Source organism: Halomonas campaniensis (assembly GCF_002211105.1).
In the GTDB taxonomy this organism is placed as follows: Bacteria; Pseudomonadota; Gammaproteobacteria; order Pseudomonadales; family Halomonadaceae; genus Vreelandella; species Vreelandella campaniensis_A.
Genome location: NZ_JPUA01000043.1, coordinates 1 through 17,114 on the forward strand (window position 1 = coordinate 1; position 17,114 = coordinate 17,114).

Below are 17,114 nucleotides of genomic sequence, written 5' to 3' on the forward strand. Positions count from 1 at the left end.
GTGTTGATTACAGACATGTGAGTGCTCCTTGGAGATTAACTGGCCTAGTGGCCTGCTTTGCGGCACCTGCGTTGCCGTTATTATAATTAACGGCAGCTCCGCCCACTTCTTTAGAAAAAATCGCTCTTTTTATGTAAGGCACTGTAACTCGACTAATGAATGCGACAGCCGCTTCTTAACGTCGGTGTTTTGAGTCTTCTACCTTAAAATAAAAAACGGGGCCTATTGAGGCCCCATCGTTACTATCAACATTACCAGCTAGGATATTAGCCCAGCAGAGACAGCACAGACTGTGGCGTCTGATTCGCCTGTGCCAGCATGGAGGTACCGGCCTGCTGAAGAATGTTAGCACGTGTCATGTTAGACACTTCCACTGCGTAGTCGGCATCTTCGATGCGCGAACGAGCTTCAGAGAGGTTAGTAGACGTTGTCGCCAGATTATCAATCACCGAGTCGAAACGGTTAAGTGTTGCACCTAGAGTCGCGCGGTTGGTATCCAGGGTTTCAGTTGCGGTATCAACAGCATCAACTAAAGACTGAAAATCAGTATGGGCCTGAGTAGCAGTACCACCACCACTGGTGCCTGTGAGCTGGAACTGAGATGCAGTTCCACCACTCGCAGCAGTGATAACACCACCGGCAGCGGAGTCTAAATCTAGACCTTCGACAGTAGCGTTAAGCGTAGTAACAGAAATAACATCTTCAGCTTCGGTATTAGAACCGACCTGAATATTGAGAGTACCACCACCACTAACGTTCAGCAGGTTAGTGCCGTTAAAGTTGTTGCTGCCAGCTACGCGGTCAATTTCAGCTAGACGCTCGTTGATCTCGGTAACAATTGCATCACGATCTTCTGCGGCGTTGGTGTCGTTGGCACCCTGTACGGCGAGCTCACGGATACGCTGTAGGTTGTCGTTAATTTGGTCAAGACCGCCTTCCATGGTCTGAACCAGAGAAATACCATCGCTAGCATTACGGCTAGCTTGATCCATACCACGAATCTGAGCCGTCATTTTGTTGGCGATGGCTTGACCAGCAGCATCGTCAGAAGCACTGTTAATGCGCAGACCAGAAGACAAGCGCTCTTGCGCTTTTGCCAGCATTGACTGTGAATTGGACAGGTTGTTCTGGCCGATCAGGGCAGTAATGTTAGTGTTGATTACAGACATGTGAACACTCCTTGGAGATGAACTGGCCTAATGGCCTGCTTTGCGGCACTTACGTTGCCGTTACTTTAATTAACGGCAGCCCCGTCCATTTCTTTAGAAAAAATTACTCTTTTTTCTGTAAATTACTGTAGCTTTTTCAACTATTTCCCAGCTGCCTTACCGACTACGTTCTTAATTACTTTTCTGCATGTTGCCCAGCATACTGAACTGCTGAGAGAGATAGCTACTCATGGAGTTCATCTGAGCAATCAAGCCATCCAATTGCCCAAACTGCTTACGGTAACGCTCGGTACTTCGCTCGATACTTGCCTCCATACGCAGCTTGCGTACATCCAGACTATCAACCCGCTGTTCAGCGCTAGTCACCGAGCTTTGAATAATGCCATCTTCTGCAGTGATGCTTTCAAGCGTCGCATTCAACCGCCCAGCAAAGCCGCCCTCTTTGGTGTCACCTGCAAAAAAGGCAGCTAGGCCCTCAGGATTGTTGGCGACTGCATCGTCTAACTTATCTTCATCGACCTTAAGTCGACCCTTCTCATCAATGGCAATACCTAGTTGAGAAAGGCGTGTAATATCGCCTGTGCCGAGGTTGTCTGTAATATCACGGCGTAGGCGGTCTTCAATGGTACGCACGGTGCGGTCACCCACCAGCTCGCCTGATGTTTCGCCTTCACCGTTGTAGGCGGTCATTCGACCAACGGTGGATTTCATTTCGTTGTAGTTTTTAACGAACTCGTCAATAGCCCCTCTCAATGACTCTTCATCACGCTCAATAACCAGCGTAACGGGATCACCAGAAGCCGCTGTGAGATCAAGCGTTACGCCTTGAATTGCCTCTTCAACGCGGTTGGTTTTACTGGTGATAGCAATGCCATTAACATTTAGCTCAGCGTTCTGACCTGAACGCTGGGTGGCTGCATCCATGGTCAGCGATGCCAAGCCCGAGAAGCCCTCCAGTGACGCATCTTGGCCTGTCTCTTTTGAACTCAGCGCCAAACGGTATCCAGTGCCGTCATTAACGATAGAAGCAGTGACGCCCGACTCTTTGTCCGCGTTAATTTGGTCACGAACATCCGCCAGCGTACTGCCTGCTGAAATAGCCACGTCGTAGCTTGTTTGGGTACCGCCAGCACCAAACTCAAGCGTCAGCGTCGCATCGGCGGCTGTTAGCTCTTGGTCTAGCGCCACGCTGTTGGACGCAGCGCTGCCAGAGCGGGCCAATTGGGTAACGGTGACTTCATAGCGCCCCGCATTGGCGGTTTCACCTGCTGTCGCCAGCACGCCATCGCCTGTTACGGTGCTTTTTTGCTGCTTGAACGTAGAAGCGTCATTCAGCGCAGCGATAGAGGTTTGCACCCTATCCATGGCTGACTCAAGGCGCCCATAAGCAGAAATCTTGGTTTGCTGAGCACTTTTCTGTTGTAAAATGGGCACAAGCTTTTGCTGTTCGGCCGCTTTAAGCTGCTCCACCAGACCTGAGAGATCCAGCCCAGAACCTACACCGAGTGCTGTAATCGATGCCATGTGACTCATTCCTTATAAGAAGTAGAGAGAGGTATCTGAGTATTTTATCGGCTACAGAGGAACAAACTTTAGAGGTAGCGCTTTTTTTTAGCTTTTTTTAAGGCATTGAAAAGAAAAATGCCCAACACACAGTGCTGGGCATTTGGTAAGCCATTAATTTAGCTAGCTTATCTACTTAACTCTGGTTTTGCTGTCCCAACGTTGCAAACTGCTGAGTCAGGTAGGCACTGGTTTGGTTCATTTGCGCGACCATACCGTCCATTGCTTGAAACTGCGTGCGATAACGCTCAACGGTTTGTTCGATACGGTTTTCAGTGCTCGCAAAACGGTCTTCCAACGAACTAACACGGCTTTCAGATGAGCTAACGGCGCTTTCAAGCCGGCCACCTGTACCCACAAGCCCCTCAAGCGCTGAAGCTATTTGGCCTGCCATACCACCTTCCTCGCTATTGCCAGCAAAAAAATTGGCTAGCTGGTCTGGCTGAGTAGCAACAATGTTATTTAACTTATCTTCATCAATCTCCAGCTTGCCATCCACTTGAAGTGAAATACCAATATCGGACAACACGTTAAAGCCATCTCCGCCGACAACCGCACTGATTGTTTGGCGAATCTCCCTTTCAACAGCCCGAGTGGTTGCATCGGCATTCAATCCTGCCGCCTGCCCTGTCTCTGGGTCAAAGGCTGTCAACGTCGTGATGGTCTCTTTGAGCGTGTTGAAATCATCGACAAAAGCGGTGACCTGTTCGCGAATAGCTTCGTCATCCTGCTCCACGGTTACAGTGCTCGTCGCGCCAGCCTCAGCAAGATTCAAGGTAACGCCCTGAATTGCACCTTCCACTTGATTGGTGGGGCTAACGATATCGATTCCATTGACGTTAAACGCCGCATCCTGGCCTGCTTGAACCACTTGTGCATCGGAGGTTGCGACACCAGCGGCTAGAATGTCAGAAAAATTAGTGCTTTCAATGCTCGCGTCTGCGCCGGTATCAGTGGCATTAACGGAAAGCCTATAACCTTCGCCATCATTGATAATTGAGGCGTTTAAGCGGCCATCGCTCTGCTCATTAATGGCGTCACGCATATCTTCAAGAGAGCTGCCGTCGGGGATAGTAATCGTGGTCAGGTTGCCATCAGCGATAGTAAAATCTAAAGACTGTTCACCCGTCACTATACTTTCCACTGCTGTTTCGAGGCGCTCCGTCACCAAGCTACTGGCGGTAGCTAACTGATTGACCTCGACTTCGTACTGGCCTGGCTGAGCCTCATTACTGCTAACAGCACCAACGGCGCTGCCCTCGACATTGGTTGTCAAGCTTTCGAATGACGAACCATCGTTGAGGGCCTCAGCAGAGCTTTGAAACTGCTCAAGCGCACTTTTAAGCTGACCATAGGCGGATATCTGCGTTTGCTCAGACTTAATCTGCTGCGCAATGGGCTCAAGCTTCGCTTGTTCTGCCGTTTTTAATTGCTCCAGCAAGCCGTTAAGATCCAAGCCAGAACCGATGCCTAGTGATGTAATAGCAGCCATAAACCAAAGCCTTTTTTGAATACATGTAGCTACGCTTGCTGCCTTCAGTAACCGCCTTTGCTGCGCAGCCCTGCGTAACACTGTTTTTAATACAACTACCTCAAAACCTCGGCGAGGTGAAGAATAACTTAAATATTCTCCTCTTTTTTTCGTATTAAGACGTAATTCCAAGTAACTTCTAGTAATACAAACAAAAATTAATCAGTAAAATCGCGATGATAGGTACATCTCTTAATCGCTCCTTCGCCCCACCCCTATGTACCGCAAACCCGCTTCTTCAACCGCACGTGGCGTGTACAAATTACGCCCATCGATGACGACTTTTTCAGCCAGTTGATCGGCTAACCACGTGAAATCGACACTGCGAAACTCTTTCCATTCGGTGCAGATCACTAGGGCATCTGCGCCTTTGACTGCCTGGATCCGGTCGCCTGCCAGCATTAGGTCATCCCGTTCGCCATAAATGCGCCGACACTCCGCTATTGCCTCAGGGTCAAACGCCTGCACCTTGGCACCTGCTTGCCAGAGCGCTTCCATTAACGTGCGGCTAGGGGCTTCACGCATATCATCCGTGTTGGGTTTAAAGGCCAAGCCCCACACAGCGATGGTCTTACCACTTAGATTGCCTAAGTAATCTTGCAATTTTGTGAACAACGTTTGCTTTTGGCGTAAATTCACTGACTCGACGGCGCTGAGCAGTTCCGGCGTATAGCCTAGCTGACGCGCAGCACGCTCTAGCGCCTGGACATCTTTGGGAAAACAGGAACCGCCGTAACCACAGCCTGGGTAGATAAAGTGGTAACCAATACGGGGGTCGCTGCCAATACCACGCCGTACGTCCTCCACATCCACTTCAAGCCGTTCCGCAAGGTTGGCGATCTCGTTCATAAAGCTGATTTTGGTGGCGAGCATGGCGTTGGCGGCGTATTTGGTGAGTTCGGCGGCCCGCACGCTCATAAACATCAGTTTTTCGTGGTTGCGGTTGTAGGGGGCGTAGCACTCTTGCATACGTGATTTCACGCGTTCGCTTTCGGTGCCGACGATAATCCGCGCGCCGCGGGTAAAGTCCTCAATCGCGGCACCTTCTTTCATAAACTCTGGGTTCGAACAGACGTCAAACGCGAGTGATTCGCCGCGCTGTTGAAGTACATCACTGATCACGGCGTGGACTTTCTCGGCAGTACCCACGGGCACAGTAGATTTATCAATGACCAGCTTATAGCTATCCATATGCTGGCCGATCGTGCGCGCCACCTCTAGCACATAGCGAAGATCGGCACTGCCATCTTCATCGGGCGGCGTTCCCACCGCGATAAATAGCAGTTCACCACTGGCTACCGCTTTAGCAGCATCGGTGGTAAAGCGTAATCGGCCTGCCGCTATGTTGTGGGCAACGATGGTGCTTAGCCCTGGCTCAAAAATCGGCACGTCACCGCCATTAAGCTGTTCAATCCGCTCAGCATTAACATCCATACAGGTGACTTGATGGCCTACATCGGCTAAACAAGCGCCTGCCACAAGGCCGACATAACCGGTTCCGAATACACTGATATGCATGACTTATTGACTCGCTAAAATACGTGACGACGAGCGTAGCACATTGGCTTAGCGTTGATGAGTTCAATAACGGTAGAGCAACACCAAATGATAGACCTTGGTCTAACATCGACCTTGGTTTATAATGCGCTGCAACAAGCCCGATTTGGTGCTGACCGCTGGAGAACACATGATGACTCCCGAGCCTACGAAAGAACACGCTGCCCCCTCGACAAATGGGCTGTCGACGACTGCGAACGTTCAGCGTAGCCTTCGTCAATGCTTATCAATTGCCGCTGAGCTGCTCTACGACAACGGCCATGTCCTGGAAACCATTACCTTACCCCAGCGCGGTTTAGCCCACCGTGAATTGCTCACACTGTGTGCCGCAACGCCCACCTGGGCAACCTGCCAACAGGTAATGGAAGCCAGTGAAGCCGCCACTTTCAATGAGTATGGTCGCTTTGTTTTGACTCGCCTTGGCCGTGACATAATGTTTGACATGTTCGGCCAGGGGGCTGCTGATTGCGCTTAGGTAAGCTGTAGCCAAACATTGCTGAACACAGCAGCTCATCAAAGATGCTCATAATAAAAACCGCCCGCAAGCAAACGCTTCGGGCGGTTTTTTATTGGCATGTTTTTTTAAACCAGTGCCTAGATGTTAGCGCAGGCCGAGCATCGAAAGAATGAACAGCACAACCACGATAAGACCAATAATGTAAATAATATTACGCATAGGGCGCTCCTTGCTTATTGCGTTTTAGGGAAATCAAAGGCTTGCTTGCCCATGAATCGACACTCCTAGCCTAGCAGGCTTTTTCAGTTTTTGCGTAATATCGCTGCATTTCCCTCTTAGAAAAAGGCTGTGCATGTGCTGCGGAACCTCTGCTACTTCTAAACCTCGAACCTTTGCCACTTATACCGAAGGTGTTGCGATGCGCGCTACTGTTTTGCTTGTTTCGTTTGCTGTTATTTCGTTGTTACCCACCACCTATGCCTCAGCGAATGAACCTTCTGCAGATGCACTCCAGGCGCTAGACCGGCAAACCCGCCAACTAGACCGCGTACATAGCGTGGTGGTGGCCTACGATGGTGAAATTATCCATGAGTTGCACCAGGGTGGGCCGGGGGTGGCCTCACCTGCCAACATTAAATCGCTGTCCAAAACCGTGCTGGCTGCTATTACCGGTGCAGCGATTGAAGCGGGCATCATTGAATCCGCTGAGCAACCTATGGTGGCGCTATTTGGCGATCATCTACCGAGCGGCACCGACCCGCGTGTTAATGAAATTACCGTAGCGCACCTACTCGCCCAGCAGGCAGGGCTAGAACGAACGTCAGGCGGCAATTACAGCGCCTGGGTCGCCAGCGCTAACTGGGTGAACGATGCCATTACCCGCCCTTTTGTGGATGAACCCGGTGGGCGGATGCTCTACTCCACCGGCACCAGCCACTTGCTTTCCGCTGCGCTCACCCACGCCAGCGGCGAGTCGACTCACGCCCTTGCCCAGCGCCTATTGGGGGAACCGCTCAATATCACCATTCGTCCCTGGCTACGCGACCCGCAAGGGATCTACTTTGGCGGCAATGATATGCAGCTCTCGCCGCGAGCACTGATAGAGGTGGGCGAGCTGTATCGGAATGATGGCATCGTGTTTAATGAGGCAGGAGACGAACAGCGCGTTCTGCCGGAGGGCTGGGTAGAAGAATCATGGCAGCCGCGCGGCACATCACGCTGGACTGGGGACGGATATGGCTACGGTTGGTTTATTACCCAGTTGGCGGACAAAGATGTGTACTACGGGCGCGGATACGGCGGCCAGGCGCTGTTCGTTATTCCCGAGCGTGAAATGACCGTGGTGATCACTTCAGACCCGAACCCACCCTCGCCCGGCGGGCAGTTCCAGCAGCAGTTAAATAGGCTGGTGGAACGTTTGTTAATAGAGAACGGTGAGTAGCACGGGCAGTTCGCAGGTGCGCTAACGCTTACTCACCTTTGTGGCCAAGGCTCATCAAATAGAGCGCGGCTGCCAGCGCCAGAACAGAAAGCGCTAAATAGATGGCTTCCAGGGGCGTGGCAAAGCGAATGTCGACCACGGCGCGGAAAAACTCAATGATCACCGCTAGAATCACCACCCGGGCGATTTTATCTTTCAATTGGTCTAGCGAGGCGACATTAAAGGGGTGACGCAAATTGCTCTCTTCGGCTTGATCGATGCGGGAAACAAATAAACGGTAAACACCCAAGCCGAAAATCAGCAATACAATAGCAATCAGATAGATATCCACCGCAATAATGATATCGGGCACTAGGCTGTCGTGGATGTCCTGGGTGCCCCCTAATAGGTAGTAACTCATTACGTCGGCGACCACCTTGAAAATATCGACAGTGCCAACAATAAACAGCATTAACGATCCCAATAGGCTGGGGACGACCGCTAGCATCACCAAAAAGCGTGAGTTCCATAACGCCGTCTCAATGCGCCGCTCCCAATCATTCTGGCTCTCTGGGGGCTTAGGCGGCGGCGTTGAAACCGGATCAGACATGCCGATACTCCTTTTGTTATCTCAGATTTTGTTATATCAGGCTCATCGTAATGAAGGCGCAGGTGGCACCGAACAGCACGAACCCCAGCAGCAGCGCGATACCATCACGAGCAACTAAGCCTAACCCTAACAGGGTAAGTGCAAGACCCGCCCCGTTGGCCGAAAAGGGAATAAACTCCATCGGTGGCATGGCCAAGGCAATCAATAGACACACCACGGCTGTTACCCGAATACCGATATAGCCCGTCAGCCAAGGTAACCGTACCCGCAATAGTCCATCTATCCAGCAGGCAGGCTTTTTCATTAGCTGAATGCCTTTATCAAATTTCTGACGGGAGAGAGAGCGTTTTAGTAACCAACGGGGCAGCCAAAACGCTTCACTTCCCGCTAGCAGCTGTACGGAAACCAGTAATACCAATGCGGCCATTAAGGTCGGCATACCGGGTATATCGCCAATAATAGGCGTGAGCGTAATTAAACCAGCCACTAGCAATAGCGGCCCAAACGAGCGCCGCCCAACGGCATGAACAACATCGTCAACGCTGACCCGCGAAGCATCCTGCTCCATGTGCTCTATCGAGCTGATTAGATCCATTAAATTCGAGTCTTCGTTACGGTTATGCATCGGGTTTATTGCGCTCCTCTACGTGCAGTTTGGTACGGATAAAATCGCTGTGGCTAACATACAGTAAGTCCGCTAAACGGCGAATACGGTGCTCCTCTAGGGGGTCGACATTGCCATCGGCCCAGGCCAGCTGCCACATCTGCGCGACCAGCTCACAGCGCTGGTCGTAGCTATAGTGCTCTTTGATCAGGCTAACAAACTGGTAATGATCGACGGCCTCATCCGCTTCTGCTTGTGCCAACGTCATTAGCTCTTCCACATCGCTCGCACTGAGCTGGTAGCGCTCGGTAAGCATAAGGCGCAACGCGGCAAGCTCTTCATCGGTGGTGTCGTAATCAGCGCGGATGATTTCACACAGCAGTGCGGCGGTAGCGAGTTCCAGGGTCAGCGCTTGGTTTTCACGCTGTTCAGGCTGCGCCAGCGTGCGCTGGAAGAAATCAGTAATAGCATTCAGCATAGGGGGCTCCTAGGTAGCTACAGCGTCGTCCTTACCTCAATCCTTCTTGGTAAGCTGCTCTCTCAACTGCTTGGGCACTTGCTTGATAATCAGGCGATCCTGGGCGGCGTCGTACTCGATGCTTGAGCCCAGCAGGTGGGAGTCAAAGCTGATGGAGACGCCTCCGGCACGCCCGGTGAAACGGCGGAACTGACTTAAGGTGCGCTTATCGGGGGGAATTTCCGGCGAGAGCCCGTAATCGGCGTTACGTATATGCTCGTAAAAGGCTTTCGGCTGCTGTTCGTCTACCAACCCGGACAGCTCTTCCAGGGTCATCGGCTCGCCGCGGCGCAGCTGTTCGTTGGCGTAATCCACCAGCGTATCGGTTTTTTCACGGCTGACTTCGTCGTCATAATCCTCTTTCTCGACGTAGTCGCTAAACGCTTTGAGCAGCGTACGGGTTTCCGCCGGGGCATCGACGCCCTCCTCCATCCCCAGCAGCGCGACCAAGCCCTCGGCGAGTTTCTTACCGCCGCGATCTTTGAGAAACGAAACGTACTGCGCATTCGGCGCATCGCTCTGCCACTGGGTGAGGTTGATGCGCGCCGCCAGAGTGAGCTGGCTGGTATTGAGCTGGGCGGCGGGCACCGCATGGTGATCAGGGTTAATACCGATCCCTTCACGCTGATGCACCAAGGCCATTAGCAGCGTTTCGGTATCACCCTGGCGTTGGTGGCTGATCACTAAGTAACCACTTACTGACAGCTGCTCTTGAAGCTGCTTGGCAAGCCGCTCAGCTAAGTCTACTGACAACTCAGCAAAGCTCTTATTGTCCGCCAGATAATCACGCAGCCACATAGCCAGCGGCCCGGCCTGCTCACCCTCTTCAGCGAAGCGCCCCCAGCCTTTGGGCTTGGTGTTGTAGGTATCGTTGAGCGCACCCACCAGGCTCGCCATTACCGTGTCGTCACTGGGCGAAGGGGCAGGTGCGGCGGTCAGCGTCAATCGCTCACCGTCAAGGGTCGGGTCTAGGCGGTGCACAATACTTTGCAGTAGCGGCATAAGGATTTACTAACGTCCAGTGGTGAAGGGTGAATGGTGAGTTAAAGGGCGATTATGGCTTCAGGCGATAGCCGGTACGGAAAATCCAGCCAATCGTACCCAGGCAAGCTACGAGAAATAGCGCAATCATGCCGACACTCGCCGCTAGGCTAACGTCGCTGATGCCGTAAAAGCTCCAGCGAAAGCCGCTTACCAGATACACCACCGGGTTAGCCAGGGTAATGGTTTGCCAGAACGGCGGCAGCATATCGATAGAGTAGAAGCTGCCCCCCAGAAAGGTCAGCGGGGTAATCACCAGCAGCGGCACCAGTTGTAGCCGGTCGAAGCCATCGGCCCAAATCCCGATAATAAAGCCCAGTAGGCTAAAGGTGACGGCCGTTAGCACCAGAAAGGTTAGCATCCAGAACGGATGAGCGATCTCTAGCGGTACAAACAAGCCCGAGGTCGCCAGAATAATCAGTCCTAGCAGAATCGATTTCGAAGCCGCCGCCCCCACGTAGCCAATCACGATCTCTAAATGCGAGATAGGCGCCGAAAGCAGCTCGTAAATACTGCCGGAAAACTTGGGAAAGAAGATGCCGAAAGAGGCGTTTGAGACGCTCTGGGTCAACAGCATCAGCATAATCAGTCCAGGTACAATAAAGGCGCCATAGCTGACGCCGTTGACCTCACTGATGCGTGAACCAATCGCTGCACCAAACACCACAAAGTAGAGCGATGTCGAGATCACCGGCGAGACAATGCTTTGCAGTAGCGTGCGTCGCGTGCGGGCCATTTCCGCCATATAGATAGCGCGAACAGGGTGAAGGTTCATGCACGCTCCTTAGGATTAACCAGATCGACAAAAATATCTTCAAGCGAACTCTGTCGGGTATTCAGATCTTTAAACGTAATGCCTTCCCGCTCCAAGGCCGTTAATAGTTCTGAAATCGCGTGGCCGTCCTCTTCCTGGCTACCGTCGTAGGTATAAATCAATTCATACCCTTCCGCCGCAAGGCTCAGCTCAAAGCGCTGCAGCGTGGCGGGCAAATCGGTTAGCGGACTGTGCAGGTTGAGCGTTAGCTGCTTGCTGCCCAACTTGCTCATCAACGCAGCCTTCTCTTCCACCAACACCAGCTCACCGCGATTGATAACGCCGATACGGTCGGCCATCTCTTCGGCTTCTTCGATGTAGTGGGTAGTTAGAATAATGGTCACGCCGTTATCACGCAGTTGGCGCACGACCTCCCACATCTCGCGGCGCAGCTCTACATCCACCCCGGCAGTGGGTTCATCGAGAAACAGTATGCGTGGCTCATGGGAGAGCGCTTTGGCGATCAGCACGCGACGCTTCATGCCACCCGAGAGTGTCATCAAGCGGTTGTTGCGCTTATCCCAAAGCGCCAGCGACTTGAGCACTTTTTCGATATGGGCAGGGTTGGGCGCCTTGCCAAACAAGCCGCGGCTGAAACTGACGGTATTCCAGACGGTTTCAAACGCTTCGTTGGTTAGCTCTTGGGGCACTAGCCCAATTCGCTCCCTGGCCTGGCGGTAGTGGGTAATATTGTCGAAACCATCTACCACCACATGGCCAGCGGTTGGATTGACCAAACCGCACACCACGCTGATCAACGTGGTCTTACCTGCCCCATTGGGGCCAAGCAGAGCAAAGATCTCGCCACGCTGAATGGTTAAATCAATGTGCGTTAACGCCTGAAAGCCACCTTCGTAGGTTTTATTCAGGCCGTTAATGGCAATAATTGGGTCGTTCAAGGCGTACTCCTCACGCCGCGACTCGATAGTTTAAACACCATGGTCGCGGCGCTTGACGGCCTTTTAGGCAGAATTAAGAGCGTTTGGTGGAAAGTTAAGAGCGTTCGGTAATTTCCAGTAGGTGGTAACCAAACTGGGTTTTCACCGGGCCGTGTACCTGGCCTACTTCATCGTTGAAGACGACTTTATCGAACTCGGGCACCATTTGACCTGGGCCAAAGCTGCCCAGGTCGCCACCTTGACGGCTGGAGGGGCAACTGGAGTGCTCTTTCGCGACTTCGGCAAAGTCGCGGCCGTTTTGGATCTCTTCTTTCAGTGCAAGGCACTGCTCTTCACTGCTGACCAAAATGTGGCGGGCGCTGGCGCGTGTCATAAATTTCTCCTGACTGAGTTTGATGTTCTTTCTGTAATATTCTTTCTGGGGTGTCACTTTTAAAAGGGCAATAGTTTATCACGGCTTGCCGAGAGCACCGCTATAGCGCAACGCTTCACCTACGCTGGTCAAGGCTCGTTCGTGGGCACTCACCGCCACAGGGCCGCGAGTACAGCTGACAATCACCCACGGCCCTTGTGTTGCACTATCGGCATTGCCACGTTCGGCAATCCCTGCATCGCAGCTCCGCCGCTGCTGAGTACCGGTTTTGTGGGCAAAGCTTATGCCGCTTCCGAGGCCAGCTTTAAGACGCTGTTTGCCGGAACTGGTTCGCTGCATAATTTCCAAAAGTGCCTGTCGCTGCTCGGCATCTAAATCCTCCATGGCACGTCCTTGTTGGACAGGGCGTAAGCTAGCCAGCAGATCACCGTAAGCTCTTAGCGTACCTACATTCTCACCTGTTGCTTCGTAAGCATCGAAAGCGTGGTCATAGTCCGGCTGAGTAAAGGTATCCGCGTTGACACCCAGGGCGCGGGCTAGCGCCTGCCCGCGCTGGCTGACCGGGTGCTGGCGCAGGGCGATAAAATCCATTCCGCCCAGCGCGCGTGCATCTGGATGCAGCTCACCATAAACCCCCTGGCGTACTCCCACTAATTTAGAGATGGGGCCAATGTCATCGGGGTTGCCCCCACTTGCCGCGATCATGGTTCGGGCGCGTTGATTCACTGCTTCCAGTCCCACACGATCAATCAACATATCGGAAGCGGTGTTATCACTGACGGTAATCATCTGCTCCATTAGGTAACGAATGGAGATCGGCGTACCGGGATCGTGCCAGTTGGTGGGGCCTGCGCCATCAACAAAATCGCTTTGAGCAAGCGTTAGCCGCTCATCCAGTGTTAAGGTGCCCGCTTGGCGTTCAGCGAGTACCTGGGCTGCCACCGGTATTTTAATCAGTGAGGCTAAGTACCAAGGGTCGTCGGCGCGCCAGGAGTAGGCCTCGCCACTGGCAAGGTTTTGCACATAAACGCCCAACTCGCCCTCAAAGACACTTTCGATAGCCTGTAGACGCGCGGTTAAATCGCCCTGCCAGGTGCTCTGTTTATCTACCTCATAGTACCAATGTGTAGCGTAGTCGCTGGTCTCGTAACTCTCAGGGTGGACAGGCAGCGCTATCAACAGCCCCAAGGCAATCACTCCGCGTTGAATCCAGTGTCGCAAATCGTAGGCTCCAGAAATATAAGTAGTAATTAGCGGTGTCTAGCCATCCAGCGGGTCACCCAGATCCACCCCGCGGCGCCAAGTATCAACAACCCGCCCACGCCCAGTGCCTGTGGATAGGTATACATTCCCTCACCTTCCCATAGAAAGCGCAGCACTAAGAAGATCATCACAATATGGAAAATAAACGCCATAAGCGCATTTGAGCCGACAATCGTCAGCGGCATTAACGCCTTTGCCGCCTTGGCGCCGCCAGCAAGTGCAAAAGCCAATAGCACCAGCGCCCCACCCAGGCTAAACAGCATAAATGCTAGCCCAGGCGGATGTTTGCCTACATTGTTCGCCACCGCCAGCATGGCCGCGTGCACATCGCCACTGGCAAATGCCAACCCATAAAATCCCGCAACCATCAGTGCACCTAAACCTAGCAGAATAAGCACCAATCGCCGCCGCGTGGCCGGTTCAAAATAGCAGCGCAGCAGTGCCTCACCGATCAGCAACCCGACGAGAATCATCGGTGCGCGGCTGATTTGCCCCCAGGTGTAGTGGTCTTCGTGATCGACTAGTAGCGCCTTCAAAATATCGTTGCCGCCGAAGGTAAGGCTCTGCAGCCAAACGGTCAACGCGATTAACACGCCAATCGTGGCGAGTCGGCTCCACAGCGGCGCCCGCGCCCATAGCGGCAAAACCAGCGGCACCCAAAGCAGCGCGATGGCGTAAAAGCCTAAGATTTCAACCCAAATCGCAAAACGCCCGTAGAGCAGGGCATCAACGATATCGCTAGGCGGATAGAACGGCAGCATTTCAATAACGAGCAGCGCTTTGTACCAGAACCACACTTCTACAGCGCGTAGCCACAGCTTTAAACGGCGTTTAGGCCAATCGTCGCTTTGGGTATGAGAAAGAAATGCCACGGCCAGTGCAATGCCAAACACCAGGATAAACAGCGAGGAAGAGAATTTTGTCAGAAAATGGACAGGCACCATGCCCCAGTCGGGCACATTGCGAATACCCACTAAACCACTGACCGCGTGGCTTATAATCATTAAGCCAATAGCGAGACCTCGGGCTAAATCTATCGCCTCTATGCGGCCTTCCGCCTTGGGCAGCTGGGGAACTTCCTTCCAGTTCAGAGGCATCGAGACATCCTTGTGGGCACCGTAGGCATTGGTTAAGCATAAAGGTGCTTAACACTTTAGCGTGAAATTATATCGTCCGCTTTGGTTGATAGTGTTAACGGCCACACACAAAGATGCCCCGCAGTTGGCAGGGCATCCGTTGGCTCATCCTTGAGCCCGAGAAAAGTTATTCCTTAAAAAGTTGCAATTACCACCCAGAATCATCCTCCTCTTCATCAGTGGTGGGGACTTCTTGCTCCTCTTCCTCTTCTTCGTAAGTGAATTCTTGCTCTTCCTCTTCGTACTCAGTACCTACATCCGCACCTTTGTCTTGCTCAGTGTCGTAGCTGTTGTAGGTGCCTTGATCATCCTGCTGCGTTTCTTCTTGCGGGGCCGGTTCGTACTCGTCGCTGCTATCCACTTGAGCAAAAGCAAGTGGGCTGGCCATCAGGCCAAATGAAACACCTAGGATGCCAAGTTTCTTGAGAGATTCCGTCTTCATCATGATACTGCTCCTATCAAACGTTGCTACTTAAACATCTGTGCGAGCATCGCACTGGGTTTAACGTGTAAGAGCGTCAGGTCGTCCTACCTATTACGCTCTTGACCTTTCCATTGCAGTGCCCGTGCCAGCCTGTGCCAGTTGTAAATAAAAGTCATTATTAAACAATTGCTTATATGTTTCAAACGGACACCAACCCTTTGATTTTATTAATAAAAAATAGGACTAACCTGTTTAAAATAGGCACATGATCCCCGATTAATCAGGCCATCGGGGCAACATGGTGAGTTATTCGTAGGCCATCGCCTCCAGTTCTTTACCGCGCGTCTCTTTGACGAAGTAAATAACGAAGAAGACCGAGGCAACGGCACTGATGGCGTAGAAGCCGTAAGCCCCGAACAGCCCGATAGACGCCAGCATGATGGGGAAGGTCATGGTAATACCGAAGTTGGCCAGCCACTGGAAAAGACCGGCAATCGCCAGCCCCGAGCCGCGCATCTGATTGGGGAACATCTCGCCCAGCATAACCCACATCACCGGCCCCCAAGAGGCGTTGAAGAACAGCACATAGAGGTTGGCGCACAGCAGCGCAAATACGCCCATATCACTTGATAACTGTAGGCTGCCATCCACCATGGTCGCTGTAGAGAACGCATAGGAGAGGCACGCCAGTGTCGCCGCCATGCCCACCGAACCACCCCAAAGCAGCGGCTTGCGGCCAATTTTGTCGATCAGCGCAATCGCCAGTAGGCAAGCGCCAATACTCACGGCGCCAGAGATCACATTGATGAGTAGCGCATCGCCTTCGGAGAAACCCACCGACTGCCACAGCACCGCGCCGTAGTAAAAAACGACGTTAATGCCCACCAACTGCTGAAAAACCGCCAAGCCAATCCCCACCCAAACGATTCCGTGCAGCTTGCCAGTGGTGCGATTCATCACATCGCTTAACCGTGGCTTGTGATCCTGATCCAGAGTGGTGTTAATTTCATCGATTTTAGTGCTGACATCCCGTTCCGGCATCACCAACCCCAGCACCCGTCGGGCTTCGCCCTGCTTACCGGTGCTGATCAAGAAGCGCGGGCTTTCCGGAATAAACAGCAGTGCCACCAGAAAAACGGCAGCCGGTATCAGCTCAATCCAGAACATCCAGCGCCAGGTTGCGAAGCCAAACCACAGCTCGGTAGTTGCCGAACCCGCGACATAAGCCAAAACATAGTTGCTCAGAAAGGCAAAGAACAAACCAGAAATGATCGCTACCTGCTGGATCGTAGCCAAACGCCCACGATAGGCCGATGGCGCGACTTCACTGATATAAGCCGGGGTCATCACGCTGGCGGCGCCGACGGCAAGGCCACCGAGAATGCGGTACAGCACAAACTCCATCGAACTACCGGCAACGCCTGACCCCCAGGCACTAATCAGGAAGAACACCGCGGCCACGATCAACAGCGTGCGGCGGCCAAAGCGATCCGCCAGGCGACCGGCAAAGAAGGCCCCAATCGCGCAGCCCAGCAGCATGGAGGCGACATTGAATCCCGTGCCCGCGCTATCAGAGTTAAAAGTGGTCTGCAGGCCATCCACCGTGCCGTTGATCACACCACTGTCGAAGCCGAACAGGAAACCGCCGATGGCGGCAATACAGCAAATCACCAGAATATAGGATGAGCGGCTTAGCGTTCGTTGTTGTGTCATTGTCGAGCTCCTTGGCTTTGTTA

General features: G+C 52.8%; 17 protein-coding genes. 2 read left to right on the forward strand and 15 right to left on the reverse strand.

All coding sequences use genetic code 11. From position 1 onward, the window contains the following. Positions 1-266: 266 nt before the first annotated feature. The 4 genes from JI62_RS19495 to JI62_RS19510 form a co-directional block, all read right to left on the reverse strand. A complete protein-coding gene (locus tag JI62_RS19495; protein WP_088701768.1) occupies positions 267-1,169 on the reverse strand; it encodes a flagellin in 903 nt (300 codons plus the stop codon). A gap of 171 nt (positions 1,170-1,340) precedes the next feature. Continuing rightward, complete coding sequence (gene fliD, locus JI62_RS19500; protein ID WP_088701769.1) at positions 1,341-2,693, reverse strand: flagellar filament capping protein FliD; 1,353 nt, start codon at positions 2,691-2,693, stop codon at positions 1,341-1,343. A gap of 175 nt (positions 2,694-2,868) precedes the next feature. Then, the gene (fliD, locus tag JI62_RS19505; protein WP_346425911.1) at positions 2,869-4,395 is read right to left on the reverse strand and encodes a flagellar filament capping protein FliD; all 1,527 of its coding nucleotides are present in this window, start codon (positions 4,393-4,395) and stop codon (positions 2,869-2,871) included. A 60-nt stretch (positions 4,396-4,455) separates the two neighbouring features. Further along, positions 4,456-5,781 (reverse strand): UDP-glucose dehydrogenase family protein, encoded by a 1,326-nt coding sequence (locus JI62_RS19510; RefSeq protein ID WP_088701771.1) that lies wholly within the window; start codon positions 5,779-5,781, stop codon positions 4,456-4,458. A 172-nt stretch (positions 5,782-5,953) separates the two neighbouring features. Between JI62_RS19510 and JI62_RS19515 the strand changes: the two genes are divergently transcribed. Beyond that, positions 5,954-6,295, forward strand: coding sequence for a hypothetical protein (locus JI62_RS19515; RefSeq protein ID WP_088701960.1), 342 nt, complete (start codon positions 5,954-5,956; stop codon positions 6,293-6,295). Between the two features lie 400 nt (positions 6,296-6,695). After that, complete coding sequence (locus JI62_RS19520; RefSeq protein ID WP_088701772.1) at positions 6,696-7,718, forward strand: serine hydrolase domain-containing protein; 1,023 nt, start codon at positions 6,696-6,698, stop codon at positions 7,716-7,718. A gap of 28 nt (positions 7,719-7,746) precedes the next feature. Here the strand turns inward: JI62_RS19520 and JI62_RS19525 are convergent, their stop codons facing one another. From JI62_RS19525 to JI62_RS19575, 11 genes are all read right to left on the reverse strand, one after another. Further along, positions 7,747-8,307, reverse strand: coding sequence for a YqhA family protein (locus JI62_RS19525; RefSeq protein WP_088701773.1), 561 nt, complete (start codon positions 8,305-8,307; stop codon positions 7,747-7,749). A gap of 31 nt (positions 8,308-8,338) precedes the next feature. Continuing rightward, positions 8,339-8,932, reverse strand: coding sequence for an exopolysaccharide biosynthesis protein (locus JI62_RS19530; RefSeq protein WP_088701774.1), 594 nt, complete (start codon positions 8,930-8,932; stop codon positions 8,339-8,341). After that, positions 8,925-9,389 carry a TerB family tellurite resistance protein gene (locus tag JI62_RS19535; RefSeq protein WP_088701775.1) on the reverse strand — a complete coding sequence of 155 codons (465 nt, stop codon included), beginning with the start codon at positions 9,387-9,389 and terminating at the stop codon, positions 8,925-8,927. The genes JI62_RS19530 and JI62_RS19535 overlap by 8 nt, the downstream gene beginning before the upstream one ends. A 36-nt stretch (positions 9,390-9,425) precedes the next feature. Next, entirely contained in the window at positions 9,426-10,430 is a 1,005-nt protein-coding gene (locus tag JI62_RS19540) for a nucleoid-associated protein (protein ID WP_088701776.1), read from the reverse strand. A gap of 52 nt (positions 10,431-10,482) precedes the next feature. Next, positions 10,483-11,244 (reverse strand): ABC transporter permease, encoded by a 762-nt coding sequence (locus JI62_RS19545; protein WP_088701777.1) that lies wholly within the window; start codon positions 11,242-11,244, stop codon positions 10,483-10,485. Next, positions 11,241-12,182, reverse strand: coding sequence for an ABC transporter ATP-binding protein (locus JI62_RS19550; RefSeq protein ID WP_088701778.1), 942 nt, complete (start codon positions 12,180-12,182; stop codon positions 11,241-11,243). The genes JI62_RS19545 and JI62_RS19550 overlap by 4 nt, the downstream gene beginning before the upstream one ends. Before the next feature lie 94 nt (positions 12,183-12,276). After that, complete coding sequence (locus JI62_RS19555) at positions 12,277-12,612, reverse strand: peptidylprolyl isomerase (protein WP_276206584.1); 336 nt, start codon at positions 12,610-12,612, stop codon at positions 12,277-12,279. Between the two features lie 21 nt (positions 12,613-12,633). After that, positions 12,634-13,776, reverse strand: coding sequence for a serine hydrolase (locus tag JI62_RS19560; RefSeq protein WP_240513308.1), 1,143 nt, complete (start codon positions 13,774-13,776; stop codon positions 12,634-12,636). 29 nt (positions 13,777-13,805) lie between these two features. Continuing rightward, positions 13,806-14,915 carry an acyltransferase family protein gene (locus JI62_RS19565; protein ID WP_088701780.1) on the reverse strand — a complete coding sequence of 370 codons (1,110 nt, stop codon included), beginning with the start codon at positions 14,913-14,915 and terminating at the stop codon, positions 13,806-13,808. Positions 14,916-15,102: 187 nt separating this feature from the next. Next, complete coding sequence (locus tag JI62_RS19570; protein WP_088701781.1) at positions 15,103-15,399, reverse strand: hypothetical protein; 297 nt, start codon at positions 15,397-15,399, stop codon at positions 15,103-15,105. 285 nt (positions 15,400-15,684) lie between these two features. Then, positions 15,685-17,091 (reverse strand): sugar porter family MFS transporter, encoded by a 1,407-nt coding sequence (locus JI62_RS19575; RefSeq protein ID WP_088701782.1) that lies wholly within the window; start codon positions 17,089-17,091, stop codon positions 15,685-15,687. Positions 17,092-17,114: the final 23 nt, after the last annotated feature.

Bases quoted from the DNA above. Each gene is read 5' to 3' on its own strand.
- JI62_RS19495 (WP_088701768.1), bottom strand. From the start codon at position 1,169: ATGTCTGTAATCAACACTAACATTACTGCCCTGATCGGCCAGAACAAC.
- fliD (WP_088701769.1), bottom strand. From the start codon at position 2,693: ATGGCATCGATTACAGCACTCGGTGTAGGTTCTGGGCTGGATCTCTCA.
- JI62_RS19510 (WP_088701771.1), bottom strand. From the start codon at position 5,781: ATGCATATCAGTGTATTCGGAACCGGTTATGTCGGCCTTGTGGCAGGC.
- JI62_RS19515 (WP_088701960.1), top strand. From the start codon at position 5,954: ATGACTCCCGAGCCTACGAAAGAACACGCTGCCCCCTCGACAAATGGG.
- JI62_RS19520 (WP_088701772.1), top strand. From the start codon at position 6,696: ATGCGCGCTACTGTTTTGCTTGTTTCGTTTGCTGTTATTTCGTTGTTA.
- JI62_RS19525 (WP_088701773.1), bottom strand. From the start codon at position 8,307: ATGTCTGATCCGGTTTCAACGCCGCCGCCTAAGCCCCCAGAGAGCCAG.
- JI62_RS19530 (WP_088701774.1), bottom strand. From the start codon at position 8,932: ATGCATAACCGTAACGAAGACTCGAATTTAATGGATCTAATCAGCTCG.
- JI62_RS19535 (WP_088701775.1), bottom strand. From the start codon at position 9,389: ATGCTGAATGCTATTACTGATTTCTTCCAGCGCACGCTGGCGCAGCCT.
- JI62_RS19540 (WP_088701776.1), bottom strand. From the start codon at position 10,430: ATGCCGCTACTGCAAAGTATTGTGCACCGCCTAGACCCGACCCTTGAC.
- JI62_RS19545 (WP_088701777.1), bottom strand. From the start codon at position 11,244: ATGAACCTTCACCCTGTTCGCGCTATCTATATGGCGGAAATGGCCCGC.
- JI62_RS19565 (WP_088701780.1), bottom strand. From the start codon at position 14,915: ATGCCTCTGAACTGGAAGGAAGTTCCCCAGCTGCCCAAGGCGGAAGGC.
- JI62_RS19570 (WP_088701781.1), bottom strand. From the start codon at position 15,399: ATGATGAAGACGGAATCTCTCAAGAAACTTGGCATCCTAGGTGTTTCA.
- JI62_RS19575 (WP_088701782.1), bottom strand. From the start codon at position 17,091: ATGACACAACAACGAACGCTAAGCCGCTCATCCTATATTCTGGTGATT.